This is a genomic window from Arthrobacter monumenti, from assembly GCF_054511255.1.
In genome coordinates, this window is record NZ_JBTNCY010000007.1 from 1 (window position 1) to 13,207 (window position 13,207).

A 13,207-nucleotide genomic window follows, 5' to 3' on the forward strand; every position below is an offset into this window, starting at 1 on the left:
CATCGCCCTCGCCCGCCGCCGCTGCGACACCCTCTTCGCAATGCTCCGAGACATGACCCTCTACGAGGAGAAACTGCCCCAAGCTGCTTGACAAAGAACATAGGGACACCCTGCCCGGTACGGGCCGGTTACAGTTCGGTGCTGAAGACGATCTTCCCGAAGAGGTCGCCCTCAAGCATTCTGGCGAACCCTTCCTCCGCCTTCGCCAACGACAGCACTGCGTCAATCTCCGGCCGCACGCCGGTGTTGACCATGAACTGCGCCAGCCGGCCCAGTTCATCACGGGTGCCCATGGTCGAGCCCAGAACCTTCAACTGCAGGAAGAAAACACGGTTCAGATCCGACGGCGGCTGAGGACCACTCGTGGCGCCGCAGGTCACGACTGCTCCCCCGGGCTTGAGGGACTTCAGGGAGTGGCTCCAGGTCGCTTCGCCTACGGAATCAAAGACGACGTCGACACGCTCGGGCAGGCGGGCACCGGCGTCGAACGCTTCCGCCGCTCCCAATTCCACCGCACGCCGGCCCTTTTCCTCACTGCGGCTGGTGGCCCACACCCGGTACCCTGCCGCATTAGCGAGGGAAATCAGAGCCGTGGCCACACCGCCGCCCGCGCCCTGGACCAGCACGGTCGAACCCGGCGCTGCGGGAGAGACAGTGAACAGCATCCGGTAGGCGGTCAACCACGACGTCGGCAGGCAGGCAGCCTCTTCGAAGCTGAGCTCGGGCGGTTTCGGGACCAGATTCCGAGCCGGGACCCAGACAGTTTCGGCGAAGGTTCCGGGGTGTATTTCAGACAACAGGCTGCGCTTCGGGTCGAGCGTTTCGTCCCCGCGCCAATCCTCCGAGGAAATCACGGCATGCACGATGACCTCATTTCCGGCCTCGTCCACCCCTGCGGCGTCGCAGCCGAGGATCATCGGCAACCGGTCTTCGGCAAGGCCGACACCGCGCAGCGACCACAGGTCATGGTGGTTCAAAGCCGCGGCCTTCACATGGACTTTTTTGTATCCTTCCGGCGGTTCAATCTGGTCAATGTCGCCGGATTTCAATCCGCTTAGGGGGTTGTCCGGGGACAATGAGTCGACATAGACGGCACGCATGGATAAGCTCCTTCGGATCGGCTGTTCCTCCATCCTAAGGCCCCTCTCCCTTGATCCTAAGCCCGCTTCCGACGGCGGCGGCCGGTATCGATTTAGGCGCTCCCCACGCGGATGTGGGACGATATTACGGAGCTCTTTTCACAGAGCACAGCAATGCAAAGGAGGCAGCTATGAGCAAGCGAGCACGCAAGAAGCGCGACCGCAGGAAGAATGCCGCAAACCACGGTAAGCGCGCTAACACCTGAGTCTTAAACGACAGTGCCCCCGCATCCGGCAGTGAGCCGGAGGCGGGGGCATTGTTTTAGGTTAAAGGTGCTCCGCCGGCGCCGGTTTTCCATTGGACGGCGGTTCCCGGAGCGTCCCGGTTACTGGGCGGCGGTGCTGGAATGCTCAGTCGTTTTGATCTCGCTGATCCGGGCCAGGATGCCGGCCTTCAAGGTTTCGGGGGCGACCTCCCTGCACGACCGCTTGACCACGGTACGGATCAGCCGCTCCAGGTCGTGTTCCTCGGTGCACTCCGGGCAGCTTTCCAAATGGTTCTTGATTTCAACAATGTCGTCGTGGGAAAGCGCCCCATCCAGATATTCGTACAGCTTTTCAACCCTGGAGTCGGGGCAGTCGCCCAAGTTCTCGCAGTCACTCATTTCTTGCTCCCCTGGTATTCGCTTCCCTGCTGGCTCTGCTTATTCACGGCGGACAGACCGCGCTCATGCGCGTAGTCGGTCAACATCTCGCGGAGCAGTTTACGGCCGCGGTGCAGACGCGACATCACTGTGCCAATGGGAGTGTCCATAATTTCTGATATTTCCTTGTAGGCAAAGCCTTCTACATCCGAAAAGTAGACGGCCAGCCTGAATTCCTCCGGAATGGCCTGCAGCGCCCGTTTCACATCCGAGTCCGGAAGGTGATCCAGCGCCTCCACTTCGGCCGAACGGAGACCGGCGGACGTATGCGATTCGGATCTGGCCAGCTGCCAGTCCTCCACCTGGTCCGAATTCGACTGCAGCGGCTCGCGCTGGCGCTTCCGGTACAGGTTGATATACGTGTTGGTGAGAATCCGGTACAGCCACGCCTTGAGGTTGGTCCCGGGCCTGTACTGGTGGAACGCGGAGAACGCCTTGGTGTAGGCCTCCTGGACCAGGTCCTCGGCATCACTGGGATTACGCGCCATCCGCATCGCGGCCGAATACAACTGATCCACATACTGCATGGCATCACGCTCGAAGCGTGCCTTGCGCTGCTCGGTGGTTTCGGTCTCCCGGTCCACCGGCGTATCGGCGCTGTCCTGTGTCTGATTACTCATCACAGACCAGTTTACGTGCTGGCGGGACTCAGGTGCCGCCACATTCAACTGCAGGCCTTGCCCGGGACCGGGCGCCGCACTGCTGGCCGTTCGTTCGGCCACACTTGAAGTTGCCGACATTGCTGCCTTTCTGCTTGCCAACCGGACACGGATCCTCATCCGCCGCTTCCGGCCAGCCCTTGCCGGGCTGCACTAATAGAGGGAACAGGCCTGCCGCCGTCGTTATTCCGGAAAATAAGCCGGCTTCAGGCTAAAGGTGTGCTGAGCCGCCAAAAGGTGCAAAACTATGATGGAGTTGAGGTAGGGGAATACGGAACCAGTCAGATCCAGCCAGGAGGCATTAATGACTATTGTTCGCTTCGTTGCTCGTCCATTACTGGCCAGCAGCTTTATCGCGTCCGGAGCCGACCGGCTCAAGAACTCGGACAACACCGCCGAACAGCTGCGCCCTGTGCTTCAGCGCGTGGGCAAGACAATACCGTCGGCCCGATCGTTCACTGCCAACGAGCAGTTGGTTGCGAAAGTTGTGGGTGGAACCCAGATCGGTGCCGGCCTGCTGCTGGGCATCGGAAAACTTTCCCGGGTGGCTGCCCTGCTGCTCGTGGCCTCGTCGGCGCTGAACACCGTCGTCGAATACCGTTCCGCCGATGCCTCCACCAAGGAAGGCAAGACCCACCGCCGCAATCAGCTGCTGAAGAACGTTTCGCTGATCGGCGCCGTGATGCTTGCCGCCGTGGACACCAACGGACGCCCCGGCCTCGCCTGGCGCGCCGAACACCTGGCCGGTGATGCCCGCAAGAGCGCCAAGTCCCTGAGCAAGGACGCCCGGAAGCAGTGGCAAAAGGCTGATAAAGGCGTACGAAGCACCGCCTCCGACGTCTTCGGTTCCTGAACCGGATGAGCGCATCGGCAGCCGCGTCGCCCGAAGTCCGGCATTGGCCGGCACCGGCAGCAGCAGGGCCGGTGCATGCGACAGTCCAGGTCCCCGGTTCCAAATCCCTGACCAACCGCTACCTGCTTTTGGCAGCGGTGGCCGGCGCGCCGTCACGGCTTCGGTCGCCGTTGCATTCGCGTGACTCGCAGCTGATGGTCGCGGCGCTAAGGCAGCTCGGTGCCGGTTTTGAGGAAGTTCCGGGGCACGGTCTTTTCGGCCCGGACCTGCTCGTCACTCCGGCAGGGTTCCTGAGAGGCAACGACGACGGCGGCGCACCGGAGGGATCCGACCGCTCCGTCGATTGTGGACTCGCCGGCACGGTGATGCGCTTCGTGCCTCCGGTGGCGGCCCTGCTGGCCGCGGACACCCGTTTCGACGGCGATCCGCAGGCGCGCAAACGCCCGATGGGCGCCATCATCGAAGCCCTGCGTGGCCTCGGGGTGACCGTCGACGACGGCGGGTCGGATTCGCTGCCCTTCACCGTTCACGGCAGTGGCTCGGTCGAAGGCGGCCCGCTGTCCATCGATGCGAGTGCCTCATCCCAGTTCGTGTCCGCCCTTTTGCTGGCCGCCCCCCGCTTCAGGCAGGGCCTTGAGCTGCGGCATTCCGGCCCCGCGGTGCCGAGCCTGCCGCATGTTGAGATGACCGTACAGGTCCTGCGCGACCTTGGCGTTGATGTCGATGATTCGGAACCGGATTGCTGGAAGGTCCGGCCCGGAACCATCGCAGGCTTCGACGTGGAGATCGAACCTGATCTGTCCAACGCCGGCCCCTTCCTCGCAGCCGCTGTTGCCACTGCCGGAACGGTAAGCGTTCCAAACTGGCCGCAGACCACCACCCAGGGTGGCGACCACTGGCGCCACATCCTCACAGCGCTGGGGGCCGAGGTCCGCTATGAGGACAATACGCTCCAGGTGACCGGCGGCGCCTCTGTTAACGGCGTGGACCTGGATCTGTCCGAGGCCGGCGAATTGGCCCCCACCGTCGCCGCCTTGAGCACCCTGGCGACCGGGCCTTCACGCCTGCGCGGCATCGGACACCTGCGCGGCCACGAGACCGACCGGCTGGCTGCCCTGGTGACTGAGATCAACAGGCTCGGCGGCGATGCGGCCGAAACCTCCGATGGCCTCACCGTCACGCCGGCGCCACTGCACGGCGGTGTCTTCCATTCCTATGACGATCACCGGATGGCGACCGCCGGGGCCATTATTGGGCTCGCCGTCGACGGCGTTGAAGTGGAAAACATCGGCACGACGGCGAAGACCATGCCTGAGTTCGCACAGCTCTGGCAGCAGATGCTGGCCGCGAAGGATCACACGGGTGGCGCGTAGCAGCCGGAGCTGGGACGAGTCCGATGTCCGCATCCGCCCTAATAAGAAAGGCTCACGCCCCCGGACGAAAGACCGCCCTGCCCATGCCGACGCAGTCGTGGGCCGCGTCGTTACTGTCGACCGCGGACGCTACACCACCGTGGTGGCCGAAGACACCGAAAACGAGCGGGTGGTCATTGCCGCACGCGCCCGTGAACTGCGCCGCACGCCCGTCGTCGCCGGCGATCTGGTCGGATTGGTTGGCGACGTAACAGGAGCGCCTGACACCCTCGCCCGCCTGGTGCGCGTGGAGGAACGGACGACGGTGCTGCGGCGCAGCGCAGATGACACGGATCCGGTCGAACGCGTCGTCGTTGCCAATGCGGACCAGCTGGTCATCGTGGTGGCCGCCGCCAATCCGGAACCGCGGACGGGCTTCATCGACCGCACCCTCGTCGCTGCCTATGACGCCGGTATCGAGCCACTGTTGTGTGTCACAAAAACGGATCTCAAGGACCCGGCCGGGCTGCTGGCCAACTACGATTACCTGGACCTCACGGTCGTGACCAGCGGGACCACTGGCGCCGGTCAGCCCGCAGAAGGATCCGACGACGACGACGCGCCGCTGCTGCTTGATGCGGCGGCGGTTTCCGAATTGCGCAGCCACCTCGCCGGCAAGGTCAGTGTCCTCCTGGGCCACTCCGGCGTCGGCAAATCCACCATGGTCAATGCGCTGACCGGCGCCCACCGGGCCACCGGCGGCGTCAATGCGGTCACGGGCCGTGGCCGCCACACGTCGTCGTCGGCCCTGGCCCTGCGGGTCGAACAATCCCCGGGGAGCTGGATTATCGACACCCCCGGGATCCGCTCTTTCGGCCTGGCCCACGTGGATCCGGACCGGATTCTGCAGGCATTCCCCGATCTGGAACCAGGCACCGCGGCCTGCGCCCGGGGCTGCAAGCACGACGACGACGCCGTCAACTGTGGACTGGACGAGTGGGTGCTCAGCGGCGAGGCAGGCGAGGCCGGCGCCGCCCGGTTGACGTCACTGCGGAGGCTGCTGGGCACCGGGTTCAAGGTGCAGGCCAAGGAACTCGGTCTTTACTGACCCGGCCGGGTGATTGGACCTCCCATAACCGGGAAGAAAATAACGATAGCGTGAACCTATGAACCACGCGCCGCAAACCTATAATGACGACCTACGGCTGGCCCATGTCATGGCCGACTCCGTAGATGCCCAAACGATGGACCGCTTCAAGGCCCAGGACCTCCAGGTCGAAACCAAAGGCGATCTCAGTCCCGTCACGGACGCCGACAAGACCGCCGAAGAGGCAATCCGGGGACAGCTCTCCCGCGCCCGTCCGCGGGATGCGGTGCTGGGCGAGGAGTTCGGCAGCAGCGGTGCCGGCTCCCGGCGCTGGATCATAGATCCGATTGACGGAACCAAGAACTTCATGCGGGGCGTTCCGGTCTGGGCAACGCTGATTGCGCTGGTCGACGAGGGCCAGCCCGTGGTCGGCCTGGTCAGCGCCCCCGCACTCGGGAAACGCTGGTGGGCCGCCAAGGGCACCGGCGCGTTCATGGGTAAATCATTGGCGACGGCGATCCGGCTGCGGGTCTCGAACGTCGGCGATCTTTCCGACGCGTCAATGTCATATTCGAGCCTGGCCGGGTGGAAGAAACGCGGGAACTTCGATGAGTTCCTGTCCCTGACCGATGATGTCTGGCGGACCCGCGCGTTCGGTGACTTTTGGTCCTACTGCATGGTTGCCGAAGGCGTCGTCGACATCGCCTGCGAGCCGGAATTGAATCTGTACGACATGGCGGCGCTGGTTCCGATCGTGACGGAAGCAGGCGGCCGCTTCACCTCCCTCGACGGGGCCGACGGCCCGTTCGGCGGCAATGCGCTGGCTACCAATTCCATTTTGCACACCGAGGTCCTGCACCGGCTCAACCCGCAGGTGGACGACCTGCTCTGAAGGACCGGTCCCGGTTTCCCTATGATTTAAGCCTGCCTGTGATGTAAATTTAGGTATGCCGAAATTCCGCAGCACACTCGCCTTGGTGGCCGTGCTGTGCCTGGGTCTGACAGCTTGCTCCGCTCCCATGGGGAACAGCTCCGAGGGCCGCGCTTCCGCGACGGAGAAACCACTGGTACTGACGACTTTCACCGTGCTGGCGAACATGGCGCGCCAAGTGGGCGGGAAGCATGTCAGGGTGGAATCGATTACCAAAGTTGGAGCCGAGATCCACGGCTACGAGCCGACTCCGTCGGACTTGAAGTACGCGGCCGACGCCGACCTGATCCTGGATAACGGACTGGGCCTGGAGCGCTGGTTCAAACGCTTCGTCGCGTCGGTCGACGCTCCACATGCAGTGTTGTCGACCGGCATCGACCCAATCCCGATCACCGTTGGTGAGTACGAAGGCGAGGCCAATCCGCACGCCTGGATGTCACCACGCGCCGGCCAAGTTTATGTCGCCAATATCGTCGAAGCCCTTAGCCGGCTCGTTCCTGAGCATGCCGGGGACTTCCGGGCCAACGGCGAACGCTACAACGCAAAGCTTCAGCAGCTCATGGACAGCCTTGAAGGTGCCTTGCCGCCCAAGGCGGCGCTGGTTACCTGCGAAGGTGCCTTCTCCTATCTGGCACGGGACGCGTCCCTGCGGGAGGGCTACCTTTGGCCGGTCAATTCGGATACGCAAGGAACTCCCGGTCAGATCACCGACCTGATCGATTTCATCGAACGCCGCGATGTTCCAGCCGTCTTCTGCGAGTCGACGGTGAGCGCGGATGCTCAGCAACAGGTGGCTCAAGCAACCGGCACCAGGCTCATCACCCCGTTGTATGTCGATTCCCTCTCGGAGCCCGACGGACCCGTGCCCAGCTATCTGGAACTGCTGCGTCACGATATCAGCTTGATCAAGGAAGGACTGGCCGGTGAAGACGCCAATGCGAATGGATAAGGCCCGCGTGGCCATGGCCGTGGAGACTCCCGCCATCACCATCGACACGCTCACCGTGCGGTATGGCGACGTCCTGGCTCTGCAGTCGGTCAATATGACCCTGCAGCAGGGCAGGATCTGCGGATTGATCGGGGTCAACGGCTCAGGCAAATCCACGCTCTTCAAATCCATCATGGGTCTCGTGGCGCCCAGCTCGGGAACCGTCAAGTTGTTCGGCAAAAGCCCGCGCTCCTCCAGGAAAAACAACCTGCTGACCTACGTCCCACAGTCCGAAGACGTCGACTGGACCTTCCCGGTCTCCGTGCACGATGTCGTCATGATGGGCCGCTACGGGAATCTTGGTCCGATGCGCCGTCCCCACGCCGAGGACCGCGACGCCGTCGAATACGCCCTGGACCGGGTGGGACTTACCGAACTGGCCGGCCGGCAGATTGGCGAACTGTCCGGCGGACAGCGCAAACGGGCCTTCGTGGCGCGCGGCATTGCCCAGCAGGCGAAACTGATGCTGCTGGATGAACCCTTCGCCGGCGTGGACAGGACGTCCGAGGCCACCATGACCGGATTACTGCAGCAGCTGCGCGGCGAAGGAAAGACCATCCTGATCTCCACCCACGATCTTGCCGGCATCCCCAAATTCTGTGATGAGGCGCTGCTGCTGCACCAGCGCGTCCTCGCGCATGGACATCCGGAGGATGTGTTGACCACCGACAATCTCGCCCGCGCCTTCGGGGAAGGAGCCGGCAATGGACCTGCTTAACTGGCTTGCAGAACCGATGCTGTACGGCTTCATGACGCGTGCCCTGATCGTCACGGTGGCGGCGGCCCTGGTCTGCTCGGTGCTGTCCTGCTGGCTGATCCTGATGGGCTGGTCGCTGATGGGCGACGCCGTTTCCCACGCAGTCCTTCCCGGTGTCGCCCTCGCCTACATCGTGGGGCTCCCCTTTTCCATCGGCGCGTTCGTCTTCGGTGCTGGAGCCGTGGCGCTGATCGGCGTCGTCCGTTCCACCACCAAGCTGAAGTCGGACACGGTCATCGGCGTCGTTTTCACGGCCCTCTTCGCCGCCGGACTGGCCATCATCTCGAAAACGCCAAGCCAGACCGATCTGGGACATATCCTCTTCGGCAACGTCCTCGGCGTGACCGACGCCGAGTTCCGCCAGGTTCTCATCCTGGGAGCAATCACCCTGGGCGCGCTGCTGTTCAAACGCCGCGATCTGACCCTCTACGCCTTCGACCGCACGCACGCCCACGCCCTGGGCATCAACACAAAGTGGCTGTCCACACTCCTGCTTGGGCTGCTGGCACTGACCGTCGTCGTCGCCCTGCAGGCTGTGGGCATCATCCTCGTCGTCGCGATGCTCATTACCCCGGGCGCGACGGCGTTCCTGCTCACCCGCCGCTTTCCGGTGATGCTCGGCGCCGCGGCCGGAATCAGCGTCCTGACTGCGGTGATCGGCATCTACGCCAGCTACTACTGGGACATGTCCACCGGCGCCTCCGTCGTCCTGGCGCAGTCCGGCGTTTTCGTGCTCGCGTATCTGCTGGCGCCCCGCAGCGGAATGCTCTCCCAGTGGCGGATCCGCCGGGCCGCGGGCCGCAGCACCACCGAAGTGAGGACAGCAGCGTGAGCCCGGCCGCCAGGAACTCCCCCGGATTGAGCAGCGATTCCGCCAGCGTGCAGGATTACGTCAAGGTCATCTACGCCTTCACCGAATGGCAGGACAAACCGGTCACCATGACAGCCTTGGCCGCACGGCTGAAGGTGGCGAACTCGTCCGTGACCGAGATGGTGCGGAAACTCGTCGACCTCGGACTGGCCGACCATAAACCCTACAACCCGGTGGAATTGACCCCGGAAGGCCTCAGGTTGGCGTTGTCCATGGTCCGCCGGCATCGCTTGCTGGAGACCTATCTGGTCCAGGAACTCGGCTACGGCTGGGACGAGGTCCATAATGAGGCGGAGCTGCTCGAGCACACCGTCTCCGATACATTGGTCGACCGGATGTCGGCCCGCCTCGGCCACCCGGACCGGGATCCGCACGGCGATCCGATTCCGTCAGCGGATGGCACCATTGAGCTGCCCGCCGCGCACGTCCTCAGCACCTTGGATGAAGGACATCATGGTCGCGTTGCCCGGATCAGCGACGCCAACCCGCACCTGTTGCGCTATCTCGGCGACGAGGAGATCCGGCTCGACACCGCCGTGACGGTGCTTGGCCGCAAACCCTTCGGCGGCGCCTTGACGGTGCAGGTGGGCTCAGGAGGGCGGGTCCGCGAGCTGGATCTGGGCGACGAACTTGCCGCCTCGGTTTGGGTGATGACCGAAGGCAGGCACGAGGGCTGCACGCTGGAAAAATCATAACGACGCCGGCACTTCAGTGTGGTCCCGGGCCATCAGCCAACTATCAGGCAGCGTCATTACGCTCGTATTGTGTTGGCCACACCGGCGCACAATCGTGACGCCAGCCGATAGGCTCGAGTCAACACCCACCGGCATTTAGGAGACCATCAATGGCGACCCTCGGTATTGAGGAAGAGTACCTGCTCCTGGATCCAAAGTCGCTGTTGCCGGCCTGGGTCAGCGCGGAGGTTTCCGGTTTCATTCATGGAACCGGGCAGGTTGCCGACGAGGACGTCCAACGCGAGCTCCTGAGCTGCCAGCTCGAAACCGCCACTCCGGTTTGCAATACCCTCGAAGAGGCCGGCGAGGCTCTGCTGCATTTCCGGAAAGAGCTCTCCGCCGCCGCCATGAAGGCAGGTGCACGGGCCTCCAGCTCCTCCACCGCGCCGCGGGCAGAGGCCGGTCCAGCCGAACTTACTGACAAACAGCGCTATTACGACCTGAAAGAAAACGCGCAGGAAGTCGCCACTGACCAATACGTCAATGGGCTGCATGTGCATGTCGGAATTCCCGACCGCGACACCGGCGTTCGGGCCCTGAACCGGATCCGGGCCTGGTTGCCCGCCATCGTCGCTCTCAGCACCAACTCTCCGCTGTGGCAGGACCACGACACCGGTTTTGCCAGCTGGCGCACTATCCACTTCCGCCGCTGGCCGCTTCAGGGTTGCCCGCCCGAATTCGCCGACGCAGACGACTACGACTGCAGGGTCCAGCGCATGCTGGGGATTGGCGCGATAATCGACACCGGACTGGTGACCTGGCTGGCTCGTCTGTCCGAAAACTATCCGACCATAGAGGTGCGGGCAGCCGATTCCCAGCTTGAAGTGAAGGATACGTTGCTGCTGGCCGGCATAATCCGCGGCCTCATTGTCAGTGCCATCAACGATGTCCAGACCGGACAGCCCTATCACAGCGCAGAGCCTGAGTTGCTTGAAGCTGCTGTCTGGCAGTCCGCCAGATACGGTCTGAGCGGAAATCTGGTGCTGGTCAGTGAGGGCGTCCTGAAGCCGGCGCGGGAGGTCATCGAGACCCTGCTCGAATACATCAGCCCGGCGCTGGATGAAGCCGGCGACACCGATACGGTCAAGGCCGGAGTCGAGCGGCTTTTCGATTCCGGAACGGGAGACGTCCGGCAACGGGCCGCGATGGACCACGGCGGATTACCGGCGCTGATTGACCTCTACACGACGTCGCTCATCGCCGAATAAGCGCGCACTGGACATCAACCCCGGGCGCTGTGTTGAGCCCTGAGCGATCTGCGCTACCCGAGATCTGCGCTACCCGAGATCTGCGCTACTCGGGATCCGCACTATTCGGGACGGGACAGATTCCTGGTGGCAGGTCCTTCGAGGAGTTCACCCGCGCAGGTGAAGCGTGAGCCGTGGAGTGGGCAATCCCAGGACTGCTCGGCATTGTTCCAGGACAGAATTCCATGCATATGCGGGCAAACTGCTCCCACCCTGCGGGTCGTCCCATCCACGGTGCTGATGCCTACTGGATGAACGCCTTCGCGCACCACCACGCCCTCGCCCTCTGCCGGCGTCGTTCCTTCATCCTTGTTCATGGCCGTGCGCAGCCAGTCCGAAACCATATGGGCGCCGACCTTGGCATTGAGTGAGGCACCATTGCCCAGCGTGGCCGGTGGCAGCGGACGGTGGGCAAGTTCATCCGCCCAGGGCATATGCCCACCAAGGATCCGGCCGCTCAGCGTCATGGCGGCGGCAATCGCGTTGGTCATGCCCCACTTGTTGTAGCCGGTGGCCACGAAGATGTGTTCCTGCCCTGGAAGAATCGGCCCCACATAAGGCAGCAAATCCAGCGGGCGGTAGTCCTGGGCCGACCAGGAATGCGTCAGCTCGGCTCCTGGGAAGTGACGTTCGGTCCAGCGCCTCAGGTCCTCGACCGAGCCCCGCGGGGACGGCTCCCTGCCCACGATATGACCATTGCCACCGACCAACAGACTGGTGCTGCCGCCAGCGCCCGCTGTACGCAGTGACCGCGAGGGGCTGTCGACTGACAAGTACATGCCCTGCGGTATTTCGCCGGGCACGTGAAAAGCGAGGGCGTACGAACGGCTCGGCTCAAGGGCGCCAAAATAACCGCCGCGGTCAAGGATCGGCGTGCCGGTCGCCAGGACCACGTTGGTGGTCTGTACGTCGCCGGCCGTTGTCTGAACACTGCGCAATGGCCCCGAGTTGAGACCGCCCTCGTGGTTGGTACTGACACCCTGCACCCGTACGTTCTCATGCAACACTCCCCCATGGCCGCGGAAATCATCCGCCAGCGAGGCGAGAATATCCATCGGATCGAACTGGTATTGCCCTGCGAGCTTGACCGCCCCATGCGTCGTATACGGCAGCTCGAGGTCTGTCTCAACGGTCACGTCAAGACCGGCCTGCCGTGCTGCATCATACTCAGCGTCGACCGTTTCCCTGCCATTGGCGCTCCCGGCGTAGCTGAATGCATCGCGCTGCTCTATTCCGATTCCCCGCTCCTCGCAGTACCGGACCAGCCACTGCTGCCCTTCCCGGTTCCCGCTCACGTAGGCCTTGGCAATACCGATTGAGTGCCGCTTGAGGATGCTGGACAGCGAGGCGCCCTGCAGCAGGCTCAATTTCGCCGTGGTGTTACCGGTGGTCACCGCACCAACGTGGCGGGCTTCTAGAACTGCCACCCGTTGCCCAGCCCGGGCCAGCAGCAGAGCCGTGGCGAGGCCCGTCATGCCGGCGCCAACGACGACGGTGTCATAGTTGGCTCCCGGAACGAACTCATCGGCGGCAACAGGCGTGTAGTGGTCCAACCAAAGCGAAGTCATTGACAGTATCCGTCCTCTTGAGCGTTCGAGTGGCCGTCTGATCCCAACCTATGGCCGCCGTCGTCTATGTGCAACAGCGTTTGCCTGGCCTTGCAGCGGAGCATCCATGGGTTTGTCCCGCCCCTGCTGCTAGCTGGAGCCGCGTTTCGCCAGCCCGATCATCAACAGCGGAAGGCCAATCATCAGCGGGACGAGAGTAAAGAGGGTGTGGGTTCCACCGGTAATGCCCATGTAGAGGACGAACAGGAAGGTCCCGACGACGAACACGAGTCCGGCGAAAATCATGCCTCCGCCTTTGCGCGGGGGCAGTCCTTGCGACCACCGGTGAACATGATCCGTGCTGTCCATATAACCGAGCATAGTCCTCAAGGTTTCTT

General features: G+C 63.5%; 15 protein-coding genes. 10 read left to right on the plus strand and 5 right to left on the minus strand.

Features of this window, described 5'->3' with window-relative positions:
• Positions 1–128: 128 nt before the first annotated feature.
• Positions 129–1,100 (minus strand): zinc-binding dehydrogenase, encoded by a 972-nt coding sequence (locus ACX80B_RS11355; RefSeq protein WP_459296154.1) that lies wholly within the window; start codon positions 1,098–1,100, stop codon positions 129–131.
• A 170-nt stretch (positions 1,101–1,270) separates the two neighbouring features.
• Here ACX80B_RS11355 and ACX80B_RS11360 point away from each other — a divergent pair, with 170 nt between their 5' ends.
• Positions 1,271–1,345: a 50S ribosomal protein bL37 gene (locus ACX80B_RS11360; RefSeq protein ID WP_442853308.1), complete on the plus strand. Its 75-nt coding sequence runs from the start codon at positions 1,271–1,273 to the stop codon at positions 1,343–1,345.
• Positions 1,346–1,465: 120 nt separating this feature from the next.
• On the opposite strand, the gene rsrA is transcribed toward ACX80B_RS11360, so the two are convergent.
• Entirely contained in the window at positions 1,466–1,744 is a 279-nt protein-coding gene (gene rsrA, locus ACX80B_RS11365) for a mycothiol system anti-sigma-R factor (RefSeq protein ID WP_459296156.1), read from the minus strand.
• Positions 1,741–2,523 carry a sigma-70 family RNA polymerase sigma factor gene (locus ACX80B_RS11370; protein WP_459296158.1) on the minus strand — a complete coding sequence of 261 codons (783 nt, stop codon included), beginning with the start codon at positions 2,521–2,523 and terminating at the stop codon, positions 1,741–1,743. The genes rsrA and ACX80B_RS11370 overlap by 4 nt, the downstream gene beginning before the upstream one ends.
• Before the next feature lie 223 nt (positions 2,524–2,746).
• Between ACX80B_RS11370 and ACX80B_RS11375 the strand changes: the two genes are divergently transcribed.
• The 9 genes from ACX80B_RS11375 to ACX80B_RS11415 all read left to right on the plus strand — a co-directional run bounded on the left by ACX80B_RS11375 (position 2,747) and on the right by ACX80B_RS11415 (position 11,223).
• Positions 2,747–3,295 (plus strand): DoxX family protein, encoded by a 549-nt coding sequence (locus ACX80B_RS11375; RefSeq protein WP_459296160.1) that lies wholly within the window; start codon positions 2,747–2,749, stop codon positions 3,293–3,295.
• A 5-nt stretch (positions 3,296–3,300) separates the two neighbouring features.
• Positions 3,301–4,668 carry a 3-phosphoshikimate 1-carboxyvinyltransferase gene (aroA, locus tag ACX80B_RS11380; RefSeq protein WP_459296162.1) on the plus strand — a complete coding sequence of 456 codons (1,368 nt, stop codon included), beginning with the start codon at positions 3,301–3,303 and terminating at the stop codon, positions 4,666–4,668.
• On the plus strand, positions 4,658–5,755 hold the full coding sequence (gene rsgA, locus ACX80B_RS11385) for a ribosome small subunit-dependent GTPase A (protein WP_459296164.1): 1,098 nt from the start codon (positions 4,658–4,660) through the stop codon (positions 5,753–5,755). Before aroA ends, rsgA begins: the two co-directional genes overlap by 11 nt.
• 58 nt (positions 5,756–5,813) lie before the next feature.
• Positions 5,814–6,626 carry a histidinol-phosphatase gene (hisN, locus tag ACX80B_RS11390; RefSeq protein ID WP_459296166.1) on the plus strand — a complete coding sequence of 271 codons (813 nt, stop codon included), beginning with the start codon at positions 5,814–5,816 and terminating at the stop codon, positions 6,624–6,626.
• A gap of 55 nt (positions 6,627–6,681) precedes the next feature.
• Positions 6,682–7,614: a metal ABC transporter solute-binding protein, Zn/Mn family gene (locus ACX80B_RS11395; RefSeq protein WP_459296168.1), complete on the plus strand. Its 933-nt coding sequence runs from the start codon at positions 6,682–6,684 to the stop codon at positions 7,612–7,614.
• Positions 7,615–7,633: 19 nt separating this feature from the next.
• Positions 7,634–8,371, plus strand: coding sequence for a metal ABC transporter ATP-binding protein (locus tag ACX80B_RS11400; RefSeq protein WP_459296725.1), 738 nt, complete (start codon positions 7,634–7,636; stop codon positions 8,369–8,371).
• Positions 8,358–9,242 carry a metal ABC transporter permease gene (locus ACX80B_RS11405; protein WP_459296170.1) on the plus strand — a complete coding sequence of 295 codons (885 nt, stop codon included), beginning with the start codon at positions 8,358–8,360 and terminating at the stop codon, positions 9,240–9,242. The genes ACX80B_RS11400 and ACX80B_RS11405 overlap by 14 nt, the downstream gene beginning before the upstream one ends.
• 26 nt (positions 9,243–9,268) lie before the next feature.
• On the plus strand, positions 9,269–9,976 hold the full coding sequence (locus tag ACX80B_RS11410) for a metal-dependent transcriptional regulator (protein WP_459296172.1): 708 nt from the start codon (positions 9,269–9,271) through the stop codon (positions 9,974–9,976).
• Positions 9,977–10,125: 149 nt separating this feature from the next.
• A complete protein-coding gene (locus tag ACX80B_RS11415) occupies positions 10,126–11,223 on the plus strand; it encodes a carboxylate-amine ligase (RefSeq protein WP_459296174.1) in 1,098 nt (365 codons plus the stop codon).
• Between the two features lie 101 nt (positions 11,224–11,324).
• On the opposite strand, the gene ACX80B_RS11420 is transcribed toward ACX80B_RS11415, so the two are convergent.
• Both ACX80B_RS11420 and ACX80B_RS11425 read right to left on the minus strand, forming a co-directional pair.
• Positions 11,325–12,830: an FAD-dependent oxidoreductase gene (locus ACX80B_RS11420; protein WP_459296176.1), complete on the minus strand. Its 1,506-nt coding sequence runs from the start codon at positions 12,828–12,830 to the stop codon at positions 11,325–11,327.
• 129 nt (positions 12,831–12,959) lie between these two features.
• On the minus strand, positions 12,960–13,178 hold the full coding sequence (locus ACX80B_RS11425) for a hypothetical protein (protein WP_459296178.1): 219 nt from the start codon (positions 13,176–13,178) through the stop codon (positions 12,960–12,962).
• Positions 13,179–13,207 lie beyond the last annotated feature (29 nt).

What these genes read in the sequence shown, in the direction of transcription:
- ACX80B_RS11355 (WP_459296154.1), bottom strand. Translation starts at nt 1,100, where the DNA reads ATGCGTGCCGTCTATGTCGACTCATTGTCCCCGGACAACCCCCTAAGC.
- rsrA (WP_459296156.1), bottom strand. Translation starts at nt 1,744, where the DNA reads ATGAGTGACTGCGAGAACTTGGGCGACTGCCCCGACTCCAGGGTTGAA.
- ACX80B_RS11370 (WP_459296158.1), bottom strand. Translation starts at nt 2,523, where the DNA reads ATGTCGGCAACTTCAAGTGTGGCCGAACGAACGGCCAGCAGTGCGGCG.
- ACX80B_RS11375 (WP_459296160.1), top strand. Translation starts at nt 2,747, where the DNA reads ATGACTATTGTTCGCTTCGTTGCTCGTCCATTACTGGCCAGCAGCTTT.
- aroA (WP_459296162.1), top strand. Translation starts at nt 3,301, where the DNA reads ATGAGCGCATCGGCAGCCGCGTCGCCCGAAGTCCGGCATTGGCCGGCA.
- hisN (WP_459296166.1), top strand. Translation starts at nt 5,814, where the DNA reads ATGAACCACGCGCCGCAAACCTATAATGACGACCTACGGCTGGCCCAT.
- ACX80B_RS11395 (WP_459296168.1), top strand. Translation starts at nt 6,682, where the DNA reads ATGCCGAAATTCCGCAGCACACTCGCCTTGGTGGCCGTGCTGTGCCTG.
- ACX80B_RS11405 (WP_459296170.1), top strand. Translation starts at nt 8,358, where the DNA reads ATGGACCTGCTTAACTGGCTTGCAGAACCGATGCTGTACGGCTTCATG.
- ACX80B_RS11415 (WP_459296174.1), top strand. Translation starts at nt 10,126, where the DNA reads ATGGCGACCCTCGGTATTGAGGAAGAGTACCTGCTCCTGGATCCAAAG.
- ACX80B_RS11420 (WP_459296176.1), bottom strand. Translation starts at nt 12,830, where the DNA reads ATGACTTCGCTTTGGTTGGACCACTACACGCCTGTTGCCGCCGATGAG.
- ACX80B_RS11425 (WP_459296178.1), bottom strand. Translation starts at nt 13,178, where the DNA reads ATGGACAGCACGGATCATGTTCACCGGTGGTCGCAAGGACTGCCCCCG.